Origin of the sequence: Vulcaniibacterium thermophilum (assembly GCF_007923255.1) — a bacterium.
Lineage (GTDB): Bacteria > Pseudomonadota > Gammaproteobacteria > Xanthomonadales > Xanthomonadaceae > Lysobacter_F > Lysobacter_F thermophilum.
Genome location: NZ_VOHJ01000048.1, coordinates 1 through 16381 on the forward strand (window position 1 = coordinate 1; position 16381 = coordinate 16381).

At 68.9% G+C, this 16381-nt stretch carries 18 protein-coding genes; 4 read left to right on the forward strand and 14 right to left on the reverse strand.

Translation table 11 applies throughout. The features are described 5' to 3' along the window. Window positions 1–468: 468 nt before the first annotated feature. From FQY64_RS13605 to FQY64_RS13615, 3 genes are all read left to right on the forward strand, one after another. A complete protein-coding gene (locus FQY64_RS13605; RefSeq protein ID WP_146475116.1) occupies window positions 469–903 on the forward strand; it encodes an energy transducer TonB in 435 nt (144 codons plus the stop codon). A 60-nt stretch (window positions 904–963) separates the two neighbouring features. Continuing rightward, window positions 964–1698 (forward strand): hypothetical protein, encoded by a 735-nt coding sequence (locus tag FQY64_RS13610; RefSeq protein WP_146475118.1) that lies wholly within the window; start codon window positions 964–966, stop codon window positions 1696–1698. Window positions 1699–2527: 829 nt separating this feature from the next. After that, entirely contained in the window at window positions 2528–3337 is an 810-nt protein-coding gene (locus tag FQY64_RS13615; RefSeq protein WP_146475120.1) for a hypothetical protein, read from the forward strand. Window positions 3338–3513: 176 nt separating this feature from the next. On the opposite strand, the gene FQY64_RS13620 is transcribed toward FQY64_RS13615, so the two are convergent. From FQY64_RS13620 to pssA, 6 genes are read right to left on the reverse strand one after another with little or no spacing between them, the layout of a single operon-like run. Further along, complete coding sequence (locus FQY64_RS13620; RefSeq protein WP_146475122.1) at window positions 3514–3996, reverse strand: hypothetical protein; 483 nt, start codon at window positions 3994–3996, stop codon at window positions 3514–3516. Continuing rightward, window positions 3966–4172 carry a PspC domain-containing protein gene (locus FQY64_RS13625; protein WP_146475124.1) on the reverse strand — a complete coding sequence of 69 codons (207 nt, stop codon included), beginning with the start codon at window positions 4170–4172 and terminating at the stop codon, window positions 3966–3968. Before FQY64_RS13625 ends, FQY64_RS13620 begins: the two co-directional genes overlap by 31 nt. A gap of 39 nt (window positions 4173–4211) precedes the next feature. Next, window positions 4212–4580: a YfeK family protein gene (locus FQY64_RS13630; RefSeq protein ID WP_146475126.1), complete on the reverse strand. Its 369-nt coding sequence runs from the start codon at window positions 4578–4580 to the stop codon at window positions 4212–4214. Next, window positions 4577–5644 (reverse strand): class III poly(R)-hydroxyalkanoic acid synthase subunit PhaC, encoded by a 1068-nt coding sequence (locus tag FQY64_RS13635; RefSeq protein WP_146475128.1) that lies wholly within the window; start codon window positions 5642–5644, stop codon window positions 4577–4579. Before FQY64_RS13635 ends, FQY64_RS13630 begins: the two co-directional genes overlap by 4 nt. After that, window positions 5644–6663 carry a class III poly(R)-hydroxyalkanoic acid synthase subunit PhaE gene (phaE, locus tag FQY64_RS13640; RefSeq protein WP_146475130.1) on the reverse strand — a complete coding sequence of 340 codons (1020 nt, stop codon included), beginning with the start codon at window positions 6661–6663 and terminating at the stop codon, window positions 5644–5646. Before phaE ends, FQY64_RS13635 begins: the two co-directional genes overlap by 1 nt. A 24-nt stretch (window positions 6664–6687) precedes the next feature. Next, a complete protein-coding gene (pssA, locus tag FQY64_RS13645; protein ID WP_146475132.1) occupies window positions 6688–7302 on the reverse strand; it encodes a CDP-diacylglycerol--serine O-phosphatidyltransferase in 615 nt (204 codons plus the stop codon). Window positions 7303–7716: 414 nt separating this feature from the next. On the opposite strand from pssA, the gene dinB reads away from it, so the two are divergent. Further along, the gene (gene dinB / locus FQY64_RS13650; protein ID WP_146475134.1) at window positions 7717–8826 is read left to right on the forward strand and encodes a DNA polymerase IV; all 1110 of its coding nucleotides are present in this window, start codon (window positions 7717–7719) and stop codon (window positions 8824–8826) included. Between the two features lie 44 nt (window positions 8827–8870). Here dinB and FQY64_RS13655 read toward each other — a convergent pair whose 3' ends face one another. The 8 genes from FQY64_RS13655 to FQY64_RS13690 form a co-directional block, all read right to left on the reverse strand. Further along, window positions 8871–9827 carry an isopenicillin N synthase family dioxygenase gene (locus FQY64_RS13655; protein ID WP_146475136.1) on the reverse strand — a complete coding sequence of 319 codons (957 nt, stop codon included), beginning with the start codon at window positions 9825–9827 and terminating at the stop codon, window positions 8871–8873. 37 nt (window positions 9828–9864) lie between these two features. Continuing rightward, window positions 9865–11211 (reverse strand): phosphoglucosamine mutase, encoded by a 1347-nt coding sequence (glmM, locus tag FQY64_RS13660; protein WP_146475138.1) that lies wholly within the window; start codon window positions 11209–11211, stop codon window positions 9865–9867. 174 nt (window positions 11212–11385) lie between these two features. Next, window positions 11386–12270 carry an acetyl-CoA carboxylase, carboxyltransferase subunit beta gene (accD, locus tag FQY64_RS13665; protein ID WP_146475140.1) on the reverse strand — a complete coding sequence of 295 codons (885 nt, stop codon included), beginning with the start codon at window positions 12268–12270 and terminating at the stop codon, window positions 11386–11388. A gap of 50 nt (window positions 12271–12320) precedes the next feature. Next, window positions 12321–13136, reverse strand: a complete 816-nt coding sequence (trpA, locus tag FQY64_RS13670; protein ID WP_146475142.1) for a tryptophan synthase subunit alpha — start codon at window positions 13134–13136, stop codon at window positions 12321–12323. 167 nt (window positions 13137–13303) lie between these two features. After that, window positions 13304–14527 carry a tryptophan synthase subunit beta gene (gene trpB, locus FQY64_RS13675; RefSeq protein WP_146475144.1) on the reverse strand — a complete coding sequence of 408 codons (1224 nt, stop codon included), beginning with the start codon at window positions 14525–14527 and terminating at the stop codon, window positions 13304–13306. Between the two features lie 100 nt (window positions 14528–14627). Next, window positions 14628–15293 (reverse strand): phosphoribosylanthranilate isomerase, encoded by a 666-nt coding sequence (locus tag FQY64_RS13680; RefSeq protein ID WP_146475146.1) that lies wholly within the window; start codon window positions 15291–15293, stop codon window positions 14628–14630. Beyond that, a complete protein-coding gene (gene truA, locus FQY64_RS13685) occupies window positions 15290–16105 on the reverse strand; it encodes a tRNA pseudouridine(38-40) synthase TruA (protein ID WP_146475148.1) in 816 nt (271 codons plus the stop codon). Before truA ends, FQY64_RS13680 begins: the two co-directional genes overlap by 4 nt. Window positions 16106–16113: 8 nt before the next feature. Further along, window positions 16114–16381: FimV/HubP family polar landmark protein (locus tag FQY64_RS13690; protein WP_276508312.1), on the reverse strand; the 268-nt coding region annotated here is incomplete at its 5' end.

Here is a 16381-nt window from a genome sequence, read left to right on the forward strand (position 1 = left end):
ACGAGGAGCGGCCAAAGAAGGCATTGGGCGGACTGACACCGAGCGCCTACGCGAAGCAACTGGCAGCCACTACCATCCACCCCGGACTCTAAATCGCCCCGCTACTGAAAGCGGGGGGACGTCGGTGGCGCTATTGGGAACGTCCGCGCTCTACTTGTTCTCCGCGTCACGCTACCTACTTGGTATGGTTCCGGTCGTTGCGCTAGCCCTAACCGTAGGAGTTGCACACGCGTGTTTGAAGGGTAGGCTCGCCCCCCACTCGCGAATTGTTCTTCAGCCTCGCCGCTCCATGGTCAATGCCCAGACACTAACTTTGCTTTTTGCAGCAATCTCCGCATTCGCAGCCGTTGCCGCGGTCATTGTTGAAGCGAGGAAAGACGACACGAGTCAGAGGCCTAACAATTCGTCCAAGCCGACGCCGCTTCGCGGCGCGGCTTAACTCAGGTGTTAGCCCTAGTGGAGAGACCTATGGTGTTTGAAGTTGCACGAAGAGGTGCACTCGCTGCAATGTTCGCGACACTTGCAGCCGGGTGTGCAGCTCGCGGCACAACCGTCATGTCTGGTGGTGAAATTGACGCTGAGCGCCTCTCCAGGCGGTCAGAGCAGAAGAATGCCGGTTACTGCGAGCGCAGCGGCTGCGACAGCGTTCCGGAGGTACTGGTGGCACCTGCACCGACTTATCCTCCCGAATTGCTTGCATCTCGCGTTGCCGGGGAGGTGACCCTTCGCTTCGAGATCGCCGAGTCAGGGCTGGCCGAGAATCCGCAGGTTGTTCACTCCAGCGCGCCAGGATTCACAGAGGCGGCGCTTAAGGCCTTGGCCCAGTGGCGCTTCAAGCCTGCCGTGAAGAATGGCAAGCCCGTGCGTCTTCCCGCGAGCCAAACATTTGAAATGCGGCCTTAGGGCTAACAATTCGTCCAAGCCGACGCCGCTTCGCGGCGCGGCTTAACTCAGGTGTTAGGCGTGGCACGAGACATCACCGCACGTGCAGTCGTGATCTTGGAACTCCTGCTCTTCGCGGGAACGCTGGCCGTTGCCGCAATCTGGTACGCAGACCCGACGGGCAACTGGGAACCACTACTCGCGATGATGGCGTGTTTCACTGGCGGCGCGGAGCTATACCGACGTTTCGCTCCCAAGAGCCGCAACGAGCGGTTCCACTCAAACTCCGAACGCCTTCGCCACCGCGAGCGTCTCAGGCAACTCCTGCAGGAAGAGATTTACAACTGCCGAGCAAAGTCACTTCGCCAGGACGTCATCATCCGCGACGTCGACCGCGCGGATAAGTACCCGGATACTGACCCGAATGAAAAGGGCATCTCAGCTTGGTTTCGAGTCGGCCTGATCGACACTTATGACAAAGGCGTACTGTTAGGGCTACGATACGGCGGCCTGAAGGAATGCGAAGGTGGCTACCGCTTCGTTGACTTCGTAAACGAAGAAAAGTCTGACCGTACCGTGCTTCTTGTAGCAAACGTGCCGTACGATTCCATCGCGGAAGTAAACCTAGACGGCGACGAGTACTACCATTTCCCGCATATTTATTGTCATTTCGACTTCGAGGGACAGCCTTACGAGCGCCTTTGGTTCGCGGAGAAGAAGCAACTGAACGAACATCATCCGTACTTTGAAAAGGTAGCGGAATACGATGAAGTCACGCGAAACAATCCAATCGATGGCAATCTCTACTTCTGCTAGCGCTAGGGCCACGCCTAACAATTCGTCCAAGCCGACGCCGCTTCGCGGCGCGGCTTAACTCAGGTGTTAGGGCGCACAGGAGGCACCGTCGCTATGGGCAGGAAGCGCTACCACCGCCGCCGCGGTTCGCCTGCGGGCCAGATCATTCGGGACACCACGCAAATCGCGAACCGAATGACTTGGAAGGCCTGTCTCTTGCTTGGCGCCATCCTTTTCTCGGCCTTCTATTGGCTCATACCTGCCTGGCTAGATGGCCTTCTAGTTAGCCAAGCCAGCTCGCCATTCGCCGCCGCGGTGGAATCTGTCATTGGCCGCAGGGTGCGCATGTTCCGGCTTATCGGCATAGCGGTTGGACTCGTCTGCGTATTCTTTGCCGTCCGCAACTACTACACTCGCCAGCACATGGGGCGCCCAGGCAGAAATGCAACGGGCTTTCTGGCTCGCTTGTTTGCTCGTAGCCTTGATTAGCTGGGTGCGCCCTAACAATTCGTCCAAGCCGACGCCGCTTCGCGGCGCGGCTTAACTCAGGTGTTAGGCCGCGGAAGGAGTAACGCGATGCTCGTACCCAGAACTCGACGCACGGCGATGGTATTCCTAGGCGTCGCACTGGCGTTTCTAGCTGTCGGGATTACGTTTGGTAACGCAGCCTTGATGGCGCTTTCTGCTGCGTATAGCGCGCTCGCCGTGGCATTCTTTCGTCGCGTAAGCCGAAAGACGCAAATTGTTAGCCGTGAGCGTAGCAGGCCGCCGGCCTAACAATTCGTCCAAGCCGACGCCGCTTCGCGGCATGGCTTAATTCCGGTCTTAGCCCTTTGTAGGGAGATTTATTGTGGCCCGATACCTCGCTCTTCTTCTTGCGCTGGCGTGGTGGCCCTGCGCCAATGCCAATGACCCGCTTCCTTCAGAGTTGCCTCCGGGCGAGGAAGAGATTGCGCTTCGCACAGCAGAGACCGCTGGCGTGCTGATTTATCGGCATGATCAGGCCGCTGCTGCGGCGACTGACGCCCTGGCGAAGGTGAGAGGATTCAAGCGAAACAAGCAACTTCAAGGCTGGATCACCGAGCAGGTCGGCCACGAAATCTTGGTCACGTTCGTTGGCGGCGCGAAGGGTGAACCAACGGCGGCGCTCTACCGCGTGCGGGTTGGCGCCGATGGAAAGCTTCTTGATCAGCCTACTATCCTGAAGACGCCAGAACCGCTGACGGAATTTGAGGCTGCCGCCGTAAAAGCCCGCGCAGTTGCAGTGACGTCGCAGTTCCAGCCTTGCGCCGAAAAGTACAACCCAGTGGTGCTTCCCGCTGGTGAGCGTTTGGACCGGTGGGTTGTCTACATGCTTCCAGCCACTACAAAGCGAAGCGTCGTGCCGCTCGGCGGATCCTACCGCTTCGATATCAACGTCGAAACTGGCGACGTTGCCATCCGCCCGTATACAAGGACCTGCATACAGCTCCAGAACGACCCAAAGGCAGTTGGACTAATGATTACCCATCTACTCGATGCGGTGCCAACGGAGGTTCACGTTTTCTGGAGCATTTGGGCAGACAAGCCAATCTACGTCGCCACTCCTCCTCATGGCACGCTGTGGGTGGTTGATAAATCTGCGATCAGACTCGTCAAGCGCCGCAACGCAGAGGGCTAACCAATCGTTCAAGCGGGCCTGCGGTCCGCACCCAGCATGGCGCCGATGGGCGATGTTGGCCTTCGCCTTGTCTCGGCCCAACCTACGCTTGCTGAAATGGATCCGGACCTTCGCCGGGATGACAAGCGTCTCCGCGCCGACACCGTGCCGGGCACTGCGCCGCATCCCTCGCCACATCAACCGGATTTCTCCTGAGCCCACGGCCACCACCCCCGCCCCGTCAGCGCGTAGCGGTCGGCGGCGCGTTCGAAGGGGTTGCGGGCGCTGATGCCGCCGCACAGCAGGTACAGCGGCAGGAACAGCGGGCCGAGGGCCATGTACTGCAGGACGTGGGCGCGTTCGTGGTCGCACAGGCGCACTTCGGCTTCGCGCGCGCGGCCTGCGCGATGGGCGTAGGTACACACGCGCACGTCGAGGTCGTGGCCAGTGTGGAGGATGACGTTGCCGAGCGTCATCGCGCCGCCGGGGCCGAGCGGGTAGCCGTGGAAGACCAGCGCGAGGTCGCCGCCGCGCCAGCGCGGCCGCGCGCCGAACGGCACCGCGGTCAGGCCCGCGAGCAGGCCGATCAGGGTGTTGGGCGCGGTCCAGATCGCGCCGAGCACGCGCAGCAGGGCGCGCGATGCCGGGCTCAGGCGCCCTCTTCCGGCATCAGCAGCCACAGGATCAGATAGACCAGAATGCCGGGGAACGCCGCCGACAGGATCGACACCACCACGAACACCAGCCGCAGCACGGTGGGATTCCAGCCCAGCCGGTGGGCGATGCCGCCGAGTACGCCGGCGATCATGCGGTCGTGGCGGGAGCGGGCGAACGGGCGGTTGGGCGTCGTGGCCATGGCGCACCTCCGCGAAGGGACCGCGGCCAGTCTAGCGGCTCAGGGTGAGGACGGAGTCGTGCGGCGGAGCGCCTGCAACTGGCGCATCAGCCATGCCGCGGAAGGCTCTTCGGGGCGCCCCGGGCAGCGCACGGCGTAGGCGCGGCCGCTCATGCTGCTGCGGGTGCCGGCGCGTTCGATGAACTGCTCGGCGGTGTCGGCCAGGCCGCGCTTGCGCAGCCAGTCGTACTTGCGCTGCAGGTGCCCGCGCGCGGTGGCGGCGTCGTGCCACTCGCCGTTGCGCTGGAAGCGGCAGCCGGAGCGGCCGAGCGCGTCGATGAGCTGCGCGATCTCGCGCTCGGCGCGCGGCGGCGCGGCGTGGACGCTGCCGGCCAGCACCGCCAGCAGCAGGGCGGCTGCCGCCCTCATGCGCGCTGCGCGAGCCAGTCGTGGATCGCCGCCGGCACCTCGCGCTGCGCGCGGCCCGACACGTAGATGCCGATGTGCCCGCCCTTGAACGACAGCTCGGTGTAGTCGTCGGTGCCCACCCGCCCACGCAGCGCGCGCGAGGCGTCCGGCGGCACCAGATGGTCCTGCTCGGCGTAGATGTTGAGCACCGGCATGGTGATCGCCTTCAGGTCCACCGTGCGCTCGCCGATGCGCACCCCGCCGTTGATGAAGCCGTTGGCCTGGTAGAACTGCTTGACGAACTGGCGGAACGCCTCGCCGGCCTGGTCGGGCGAGTCGAAGATCCATTTCTCCATCCGCAGGAAATCCTCGGTCGCCTTGACGTCGTCGAGCGCATCGACCATGCCGACGTACTTCTGCACGAACAGGCGCCACGGCTTGAGCGTGAGGTAGCACCAGTTCATCAGGTCGGCCGGCACGTTGCCGAGGGTATCGACGAACAGGTCCACGTCCAGCTCGCGCGTCCAGTGCGAGAGCATGTTGTCCGGCGTGTGGAAGTCCACCGGCGTGACCATGGTGATGAGGTTGCGCACCTTGTGCGGGTTGAGCGCGGCGTAGCACAGCGCGAACGTGCCGCCCTGGCAGATGCCGAGCAGGTTGACCGCCTCCAGCCGGTGCGCCTGCCGTACGTGGTCGATCGCCCCGCCGAGGAACCGCTGGATGTAGTCCTCCAGTTCGAGATAGCGGTCGCTGCGGTCGGCGTAACCCCAGTCGAGGATGTAGAGGTCCTCGCCGCGCTCGAGCATGCCGCGCACCAGCGATTTGTCCTGCTGCAGGTCGACCATGTACGGCCGGTTGACCAGCGCGTAGCTGATCACCAGCGGCACCCGGGCGGTCGGCGCGCGCTCGCCGCGGTAGCGGTAGAGCACCACCTTGCCGTCGCGCCAGACCTCTTCCTTGCGGGTGGCGCCGTAGCCGATGTCGCCCACCTGGCGCAGCGTGTCCGCGCTGGCGGCGAGCTTGGCGTGCAGGCGCGCGGCTTCCTCGCCCAGCGCCTGCGGGGTGATCGCGATCGGCGTGCCCATCAGCCTGCCCTCTTCTTCGTGCCCTTCGATTTGCCCGCCGGCCGCGCCTTCGCTTCGGCCCGCGTCGGCTCTTCGCGCGCGGCCTGCGGCGCGCCGGCGGCATTGGCGCGCGTCGCCTGTTCGCGCAGGCGGCGCAGTTCGCGTTCGAGCTGGGCGATCTTGCGGTGCGCGGCATCGACCTCGGTGCGCGTGGGCATGCCGAACTGCGCGCACATCTGCTCGACCTCGCGCTGCACGCCGGCGCGCAGGCGCATCTGCGCGTTGACGAAGCGGCCGTAGGCGTCGCGGAAGCGCGGCGACAGCGCGATCTCGGCCCAGGCCTCCTCGGCGGCGTCGATCCACAGATCGAACAGCGCACGCGCGCTGGTCAGCGGCGGGCCGGATTCGCCGCGCGCGGCCAGCTTGCGCTCGAAACGGGAGAACGCGTCCTGCGTCGCCTCCGCCAGCAGCGCCTGGTAGGCGCGGCTCTGTTCCAGATAGTCGAGGTTCGCCTGCGCCAGCTTCTGCCAGCGCTCCTGGTGTTCGCGCGCGAAGCCGAACGTCGGCATGCCGAGCCATGCGCGCGCCTCGCGCTGCCACGCCTCCAGCGGCAGGCCCTGCAGGAACGGCTGCACCTGCGCGTACCAGGCATCGAAGCCGTGCTGGCCCGGGCCCTGCATGCCGCGCAGCAGGTCGGCGAACACGTTGCCGCCGCCCATGCCGACCATGCGGCGCCAGGCGTCGGCGACTTCGCGCGCATCCGGCGAGCGGCCGGCGAACTGCGCGGCCAGTTGCTGCATCTGCTCGAACCACGCGCGCGCCTGCGAGCCCATCGTGCGGAAGGCGTCCTCGCCGGGCACCTCGTGGCCCGCCCCCGGTCGCGCGGTCCCCGCGGCGGCGGCCTCGCCCCACGTCGATGCCGCGGCCGTGCCCTTGCGCATGGCGTCGGTCCAGAAATCCCAGTACTGGCGCGCCAGCGCCTCGAACTCGTTGCTGCCCGTGGTGGCCATCGCCGCCTCCCTGTCGATCGCGGCGATCATAGCAACGGGCTTCGCAGCGTCCCGTTACGGTTTCGGGATGCGCAGGGTTTTGCTGATCATCAGCGAGCCGGACAGCGCGAACATCAGCACCAGCGGATGCAACTGCCACGGCCCGAGCTTCACCATCCCCAGCCAGAGCCGCTCGCCGATCGCCCCCTGCGCGGCCGCCGCCGCCAGCACCACCACCAGCAGCAGGCTGGTCGGGATCGGCGTGCCCTCGAAGTACTTCACCTTGCCTTCGGCGCCGGAGAGCTGTTCGGCGGTGACGTTGTAGCGCGCCAGGCGGCTGACGCCGCAGCCGACGAAGTAGCTGAGCACCACCCAGTCCCAGCCGCCCTGCATGCCGCAGGCGTAGGCGAGCGCGGCCGGGGCGACGCCGAAGGAGATGACGTCGGCCAGCGAGTCCAGCTCGCGCCCGAGCGTGGACGCCGCCTTGCGCCAGCGGGCCACACGGCCGTCGAGCGCGTCGAACACGAACGCCAGCGGGATCAGCGCCATGCCGATCAACAGGTCGCGCACCACGCCTTCCTGCAGGAAGCGCATCGCGGCGAAGATCGCGCCGGTGCCGCAGAACGCGTTGGCGAGGGTGAACCAGTCCGCGAGGTGGAAGTCGCGGATCATGGAGAAGTGGCGTTTCATGGCGTCCGCTCCGTGTCGAGCGGCAGCGTGCCAAAGGCGACGTGAAGCGGGCAAGGCGGCGGGGTGGCTTTGCCACGTGAAGAAAGGAATGGGTCCCGGCCTGCGCCGGGACGACACCACTGGAAACGCTCGTCCCTCATCACCGTCGCCCCGGCGAACGCCGGGGCCCATGCTCCACGGGCTGCGCACGAATGGGTCCCGGCCTGCGCCGGGACGACGAAACCACCGGAAACGCTCGTCCCTCATCATCGTCGCCCCGGCGAACGCCGGGGCCCAAAGATCCACGGGCCCGCGCACGAATGGGTCCCGGCCTGCGCCGGGACGACGAAACCACCCGAAACGCTCCACCCTCATCGTCGTCGCCCGTCGGCGAGGCGCATCGCCGCCGGACACCCAGCGCGCCGGCGCGCGACAATGCCGGTCGTGCGCAAGATCATTCACGTCGACATGGACGCGTTTTACGCGTCGGTCGAGCAGCGCGACGATCCGTCGCTGCGCGGCCGGCCGGTGGTGGTCGCGTGGCGCGGCGCGCGCTCGGTGGTGTGCGCGGCCAGCTACGAGGCGCGCGCCTGGGGCGTGCGCTCGGCGATGCCGGCGGTGCGCGCGGAGAAACTGTGCCCGGAGGCGGTGTTCGTGCCGCCGGACTTCACCCGCTACAAGGCCGTCTCGCGCCAGGTGCGCGAAATCTTCGCGCGGCATACGGATCTGATCGAACCGCTCTCGCTCGACGAGGCGTACCTCGACGTCACCGCGCCGAAATCGGGGCTGCCCACCGCCACCGCGATCGCCGAAGCGATCCGCGCGGCGATCCGCGAGGAGCTGCATCTCACCGCGTCGGCCGGCGTCGCGCCGAACAAGTTCGTCGCCAAGATCGCCTCCGACTGGCGCAAACCCGACGGGCTGTTCGTGGTGCGGCCGCACCAGGTCGAGGCGTTCCTGGCGCCGCTGCCGGTGGGACGCCTGCCGGGCGTGGGCAAGGTCGCCGAGCGCAAGCTGCACGAACTGGGGGCGACCACGGTCGCGGCGCTGCGCACGTTGCCGCTGGCGGTGCTCGAGGAGCGCTTCGGCCGCTGGGGCAGGCGCCTGCACGAGCTCGCGTTCGGCATCGACGAGCACCCGGTGCAGCCGGAACGGCCCACGCTGCAGATCTCCGCGGAAGACACCTTCGCGTCGGACCTGCGTCTGGACGGACTCGAGCCGCACATCCGCCGGCTGGCGGAAAAGACGTGGGCCGGCTACCTGCGCGAGCGCGAGCGCCGTCCGGAGCGGATCGCGCGCACGGTGGTGCTGAAGCTCAAGACCGCCGACTTCCGCATCCTGACCCGCAGCCTGACGCCGCCGCAGCCGCCGGCGACGCTGGAGGAGCTGATCCGTCTGGCGCTGGCCTTGCGCGCGCGCGTCGATCTGCCGGCGCGCACCCGCTACCGGCTCGCCGGGGTGGGCCTGTCCGGTTTCACCGATGCCTACGTGGCGGGCGCGCAGGACGACCTGTTCGCCACCCCGCACGCATCGCCGCGCGCGTAGCGGCGCGCCGCACGCCCCACCGACGCGCGGCGGGGCGGTGCCGGCTACTTCAGCTTGATCTCGCGCAGGCGCTGTTCGAGATACCCCTGCGCGGTGATCGGCTCCGGATAGCGGCTCGGGTTGTCCGCGCTCACGCACGAGGGCAGCACGTCGATCACGAAGTCCGGATTCGGGTGCAGGAAGAACGGCACCGAATAGCGCGGCTGGCGCGCCTTCTCGCCCGGCGGATTGACCACGCGATGGGTGGTCGACGGATACACGTGGTTGGTGAGCCGCTGCAGCATGTCGCCGATGTTGACGACGATGGTGTCCTCGTCGGCGGTGAACGGGATCCACTCGCCCTTGCGCGACAGCACCTCCAGCCCTTCGGCGCTGGCGCCCACCAGCAGGGTGATGAAGTTGATGTCCTCGTGCGCGCCGGCGCGCACGTTGGGGATGTCGGGCGTGGTGATCGGCGGGTAGTGGATCGGGCGCAGGATCGAATTGCCGTAGTTCGTCTTGTCGGCGAAGAACTGCTCCGGCAGGCCGATGTGCAGCGCCAGCGCCGACAGCACCTTCGAGCCGAGCGCATCGAGCGCCTGGTACAGGCCGTAGCCGAGCTCGCGGAACTCCGGCACCTCCTCCGGCCACAGGTTCGGCGGCATCACCGCGCGGTACGGCGAGTCGTCCGGGATCTCGCGGCCGATGTGCCAGAACTCCTTGAGATCCGGATACAGCGAGTCCTTCGCGGTTTCGACCATGAACGGCGTGTAGCCGCGCGCGCCGCCGCTGCCGGGCACGTGGTACTTCATCTTCACGTCCTGCGGCAGCGCGAAGAAGCGCTTGAAGGCGTCGTAGGCGCGGTCCACCAGGTCGGTGGCGATGCCATGCCCGCGGATGCCCGCGAACCCCCACTCGCGATAGCAGGCGCCGAGCTCGGCGACGAACGCGTCGCGGTCGCCCGGACTGCTCGGATCGGTGAAGCGGCGGATGTCGAGGGTGGGAATGCGGGCGGTGGCCATGGGAGGTGTTCCGGAAGGACGGCTGGATGGAAGTCGGTCAGGACGCGGCGGCGCGGACGGCCTCGGCGAGGCGGTCGAGGGTTTGCTGCATCAGGTGCGGATCGTCGGCCTCCACCGTGACGCGGACGACCGGCTCGGTGCCCGACGGGCGCAGGAACGCGCGCCCGCGCCCCTGCACCGCGGCCTGCGCCTGTTCGAGCGCGGCCTGCACCGACAGCGCCTCGGTCGGGCGGGTCGCGCCCGGCTGGTAGCGCACGTTGACGGTCTTCTGCGGCACCTTGCGGAGGCCGCGGCAGGCCTCGGCGAGCCCGATGCCGCGCCGGCGCAGCACCTCGAGCACTTGCAGCGCGCTGACGATGCCATCGCCGGTGCTGGCGCGGTCCAGGCACAGCAGATGGCCGGAAGTCTCGCCGCCGAGCACGCCACCGTGGGCGTGCAGTTGCTGGTGCACGTAGCGGTCGCCGACCTTGGCGCGCACCAGGCCGATGCCGTGTTCGGCGAGCGCGCGCTCCAGGCCGTAGTTGGTCATCAGCGTGCCGACCACCGGCCCGCGCAGGCGGCCGCTCTGCTGCCAGTCGGTGGCGAGCACGTACAGCAGGTCGTCGCCGTCGCGCACGGTGCCGTCGGCATCGACCATCAGCACACGGTCGCCGTCGCCGTCGAAGGCGATGCCGATGTCGGCGCCGGCGGCGCGCAGGTGCCCGACCAGCGCCTCCGGATGCGTCGAGCCGACGCCGTCGTTGATGTTCAGGCCGTTCGGATCGGTGCCGATGGCGTCCACGCGCGCGCCGAGTTCGCGGAACACCAGCGGGCCGATCTGGTAGTTCGCGCCGTTGGCGCAGTCCATCGCGATCCGCATGCCGCCGAGGTCGAACTTGCGCGAGACCGAGTTCTTGCAGGCCTCCACGTAACGGCCGATCGCGTCGCGCGTGCGCACGGCCTTGCCGAGCTGCTCGGACGCCACCGTGCGGAACGGCGATTCAAGCGCCGCCTCGATCGCCAGTTCCATCTCGTCGTCGAGCTTCTCGCCGCTGGCCGAGAAGAACTTGATGCCGTTGTCGTAATGCGGGTTGTGCGAGGCGGAGATGACGATGCCGCCGTCGGCGCGCAGCGAACGCGTGAGGTGCGCGACCGCGGGCGTGGGCATCGGCCCCATCAGTTGCACGTCCACGCCCGCGGCGACCAGGCCGGCTTCCAGCGCCGCCTCGAACATGTAGTTGGAGATGCGGGTGTCCTTGCCGATCACCACCAGCGGCTTGCGCCACGCGTTGCGCGCGAGCGCGTGGCCGTAGGCGTTGCCCAGGCGCAGCACGAAGTCGGCCGAGATCGGGCCTTCGCCGACGCGGCCGCGGATGCCGTCGGTGCCGAAGTATTTGCGGGTCATGCGGGATCGGGAATCCGGAAGCGGGAATGGGGAAGGACTCGGGGCAGCGGAGATGCGCGAACAAGCCGTACGGTCGAGCCAGGCGACATTGAACGGGGGGCGCCGGTCGAGATCACGTCATGGCCGCTTGCCGAACGATTCCCGATTCCCCACTCCCGGTTCCCGTGTCCAGGCTCAGCCCTCGGCCTCCTCCACCGGCGCCGGCTGCCTCATCAGCAGCGCGAGCAGGCTGGCGAGGCGGTCGCGCAGTTCGCGACGGTCGCAGATCTGGTCGATGGCGCCGTGGGCGAGCAGGAACTCGCTGCGCTGGAAGCCTTCGGGCAGGGTCTCGCGCACGGTCTGCTCGATCACGCGCGGGCCGGCGAAGCCGATCAGCGCCTGCGGCTCGGCGAGGTTGATGTCGCCGAGCATGGCGAGCGAAGCGGAGACGCCGCCGGTGGTCGGGTGCGTCATCACCGACACGAACGGCAGCCCGGCGCCGCGCAGGCGGCCGATGACCGCGGAGGTCTTGGCCATCTGCATCAGCGAGAACAGGCTCTCCTGCATGCGCGCGCCGCCGGTGGCGGAGAAGCACACCAGCGGCATGCCGTGCTCGAGCGCGAATTCGCCGGCGCGGGCGAAGCGCTCGCCCACCACCGACCCCATCGAGCCGCCCATGAAGGCGAAATCGAACGCGCAGGCGGTCAGCGGCCGGCCCTTGAGCAGGCCGTGGCCGGCGATCAGCGCGTCGCGCTCGCCGGTGGACTTCTGCGCCGCCTTGATGCGGTCGGCGTAGCGCTTCTGGTCCTTGAAGCGGAGGATGTCGGTGGGGCCGAGGTGGCCTGCGATCTCGTCGAACCGCCCGCCGTCGAACAGCGCGCGCAGGCGGGCGCGGGCGCGGATCGGCATGTGGTGGGCGCACTTCGGGCAGACCTCGAGGTTGTCCTCGAGCTCCTTGCGGTAGAGCACGGCGCCGCACGCGTCGCACTTCTCCCACAGGCCCTCCGGCACGCTGCGGCGCTTGACCGGCGCGCGCTGGGTGCGGATGCCGGCGGGCATGAGTTTCTTGAGCCAGGACATGCGGGTGCGTGTTCCCGTGTGAGGCGGACCGGCGAGTTTACCGCAGGCGCTCAGGCGGGCTGGACGGCGGCGTCGAGCGCGGCGCGAAGGGGGGCGAGGAACGCGCCGGCGCGGCGGGCCGCCTCGGCGGCATCGGCCGCCTCGGCCAGCGCCGCGACCAGGGCGCTGCCGACCACCACGCCGTCGGCCTCGCGCGCCATGGCGGCGGCGCTGGCGGCGTCGCGGATGCCGAAGCCGGCGACGACCGGCACCCGGCTGCGGGCGCGGAGGGTGCGCAGGCGCTCGCCGGCGGCGCCGGCGTCGAGCCGGTCGGCGCCGGTGACGCCGGCGAAGCTGACGTAGTACAGGTAGCCCTGCGCGTCCGCGCACAGGCGCGTAAGGCGCGCTTCGCCGGTGGTCGGCGAGGCGAGCGGGATCAGCGCGATGCCGTGCGCGGCGAACGCGGCGCGGAACTCGTCGGCCTCCTCCGGCGGCAGATCGACCAGCAGCACGCCGTCGACGCCCGCCTGCGCGGCCTCGGCGGCGAAGCGCGCGGCGCCGCGGATCTCGACCGGGTTGAGGTAGCCCATCAGCACCACGGGCGTGTCGGCGTCGCGCTCGCGGAACGCGCGCACGCAGTCGAGCACGTAGCGCAGGCCGGCGCCGCGCGCGAGCGCGCGCTCGGAGCTGCGCTGGATGGTCGGGCCGTCGGCCATCGGGTCCGAGAACGGCACCCCCAGCTCGATCAGATCGGCGCCCGCTTCGACCAGCGCATGCATCACCGGCACGGTCGCTTCGAGTGATGGATCACCGGCGGTGACGAACGGGATCAGGGCCTTGCGGCCCAGGGCCGAGAGTGCGCTGAACGTGTTGTCGAGACGGCTCATTGATGCCTCGGGAGTGGATTCATGCGGGGCCGAGGCCCCGCTCAAGCCCTCCCCTTCAAGGGGAGGGTTGGGTGGGGATGGTGTGGCGGGCGGGCACGGCGACTGCCGCAATCGCAGCGACACCATCCCCATCCCGGCCTTCCCCTTGAAGGGGAAGGAGTACCGCATCACAACGCGATGCCCTCACGCGCGGCGATGGTGTGCACGTCCTTGTCGCCGCGGCCGGAGAGGTTGCACAGCACCAGCGCGTCGCGCGGCAGTTCGCGCGCGAGCTTGATCGCCTGCGCGATGGCGTGGCTCGATTCGAGCGCGGCGAGGATGCCTTCGGTGCGCGCGAGCTGGTGGAACGCGGCCAGCGCCTCCTCGTCGGTAACGCCGACGTACTCGGCGCGGCCGGTGTCCTTGAGGAAGGCGTGTTCGGGGCCGACGCCGGGATAGTCGAGGCCGGCGGAAACCGAATGCGTCTCGATGATCTGGCCGTCGTCGTCGCACAGCACGTAGGTGCGGTTGCCGTGCAGCACGCCCGGACGCCCGGCCGCGAGCGAGGCGGCGTGATGGCCGGTGGCGATGCCTTCGCCCGCCGCCTCGGCGCCGACCAGGCGCACGTCGCGGTCGTTGAGGAAGGCGTGGAAGATGCCGATCGCGTTGCTGCCGCCGCCGACGCAGGCCGTGACCGCATCCGGCAGGCGGCCGTATTCGGCCAGCATCTGCGCGCGCGCCTCGCGGCCGACCACGGCGTTGAAGTCGCGCACCATGCGCGGGTACGGGTCGGGACCGGCGACCGTGCCGATGATGTAGAACGTGTCGTGCACGTTCGTCACCCAGTCGCGCATCGCCTCGTTGAGCGCGTCCTTCAGCGTGGCCGAGCCGCTGGTCACCGGCACCACGGTCGCGCCCAGCAGCTTCATCCGGTAGACGTTGATCTTCTGCCGCTCGATGTCGGTCGCGCCCATGTAGACGACGCATTCGAGCCCCAGCCGCGCCGCCACCGTCGCGCTGGCGACGCCATGCTGGCCGGCGCCGGTCTCGGCGATGATGCGGCGCTTGCCCATGCGCGCGGCCAGCAGCGCCTGGCCGATGGTGTTGTTGATCTTGTGCGCGCCGGTGTGGTTGAGGTCCTCGCGCTTGAGCAGGATGCGCGCGCCGCCGACTTCGCGGCTCAGGCGCGAGGCTTCGTAGATCGGGCTCGGGCGGCCGACGTAATGCGCCAGATCGTGCTCGAACGCGCGGATGAAGGCCGGGTCGGCGCGCGCCTCATCGTAGGCGCGCGCCAGCTCCTCCAGCGGGCCGATCAGCGTCTCGGCGACGAAGCGTCCGCCGTAGCGGCCGAAGTGCCCTTCCGGATCGGGAAAGGCGTGAAAGTCGGACGGGGCTTGGACGCGGGCGTTCATCGCGGCGACGGACGGCGGGGGGAGACCCGCGAGTGTAGCCGTTGCGCGCGCGCCGGGAGCGCGGCGGCACGCTGTGTTGCCGCCGCGAAGCCGTGCGGACTCAGCCGGTTTCGTAGCAGTCGGCGCGGCGGACTTCTTCGACGAACTTGCGCATGCGCTCGCCGTCCTTGATGCCGGGCCGGCCGGGCACTTCGATGCCGGAACACACGTCAACGCCCCACGGCAGGGTCGAGACGATGGCGTCGAACACGTTGTCGGCGCTCAGTCCGCCGGCGAGCAGGAACGGCTTCTGCATGCCGAGCGGTACCTTCGACCAGTCGAAGGTTTCGCCGCTGCCGCCCAGCTCGCCCTCGTCGTGGCTGTCGAACAGGAAGCCGGCGGCGGTCGGATAGCGCGCCTGCAGCGCATGCGGGTGCGGCGCCGAGGTGAGCCCGCGCATCGGGATCACCTTCACGTACGGCACGCCGAAACCGCGGCAGAAGGCGTCGTCCTCGCTGCCGTGGAACTGCAGCATGCTCGGGCGCACCTGGCGGATCACCTCGCGCACCTGGTCGACCGAGTTGTCGCGGAACAGCGCGACCGCATCGACGAACAGGCCCAGCGCATTGCGCATCGCGCGCGCCTCCTCCGGCTCGATCCGGCGCGGACTGCCCTCGGCGAAGATGAAGCCGATGGCGTCCACGCCCAGCTCGCACGCCAGACGCACGTCGCCCGGCCGGGTGAAGCCGCAGAACTTGATGCGGGTACGGTACAGAACTCGGTTCACAGGCTGACCTCCGCAGGCAGTTGCCATTCCCTGGGGTACCGCGGGCCGAGGAAGACCAGTCCGGTCGCCGGCGCGGTCGGCCCCGCCACGGTACGATCCCGCCCGGCGAGCAGCTCCCCCATCCAGCTCTCGGGGCGCTCGCCGCGGCCGATCGGCAGCAAGCTTCCAACGATGTTGCGGACCATGTGGTGAAGAAAGGCGTTGGCCTGCACCTCGATCTCCACCACCTCCCCCGTCCGCCGCACCTCGATGGCCTGCAGCTCGCGCCGGGCGTGGGGCGCCTGGCAGTGAACGGTGCGGAACGCGGAGAAATCGTGTTCGCCGACCAAGGCCTGCGCCGCGCGGTGCATCGCCCCGGCATCCAGCGGGCGCCGTTCCCAGGTCAGGTAATGGCGGCCCAGCGCCGGCCGGATCGGCCGGTTGAGGATGCGGTAGCGGTAGCGGCGCGCGCGCGCCGAGAAGCGGGCGTGGAAGTCGGCGGACACCGGCACGCACCAGCGCACGCTGATGTCCGGCGGTAGCCGGGTGGTGGCGCCGAGCACCCAGCCGCGCGCGCTGCGTTCGGCGGCCGAATCGAAGTGGACCACCTGGCATTCGGCATGCACGCCGGCGTCCGTACGTCCGGCGCAGACCACGTCGACCGGATGCCCGGCGACGAACGACAGCGCCGCTTCGAGCGCGCCCTGCACGCTGCGGTCGTCGCGGCTGCCGCGGGCGGCCAGGCGCTGCCAGCCCGCGTACGCGGTGCCGTCGTACTCGACGCCCAGCGCGTAGCGGCGCGCGGCGGAGGGCGCGGTGACGGAGTCCGACATCGGCGCGGTTATTCGATCTCGCGCAGCATCCGCGCGGCCTGCTGGCGGGCGTGGTGGTCGCCGTGCACCAGCAGGTCGGACAGGATCTGGCGGGCGCCGTCGCGGTCGCCCAGATCGAGGTAGGCGCGGGCCATCTCCAGGCGGTCGCTGCCGGGGCCGGCGGGCGCGGGTTCGAGTTCGACCCGGGCCTTGACCGCGTCCCAGCCGCGCGCGTGCCAGGTCGGGGCCGCCGCGGCCGCGGTCGGCGCGGGCTCCGGCGCGCGCGCGGCGGCGGGC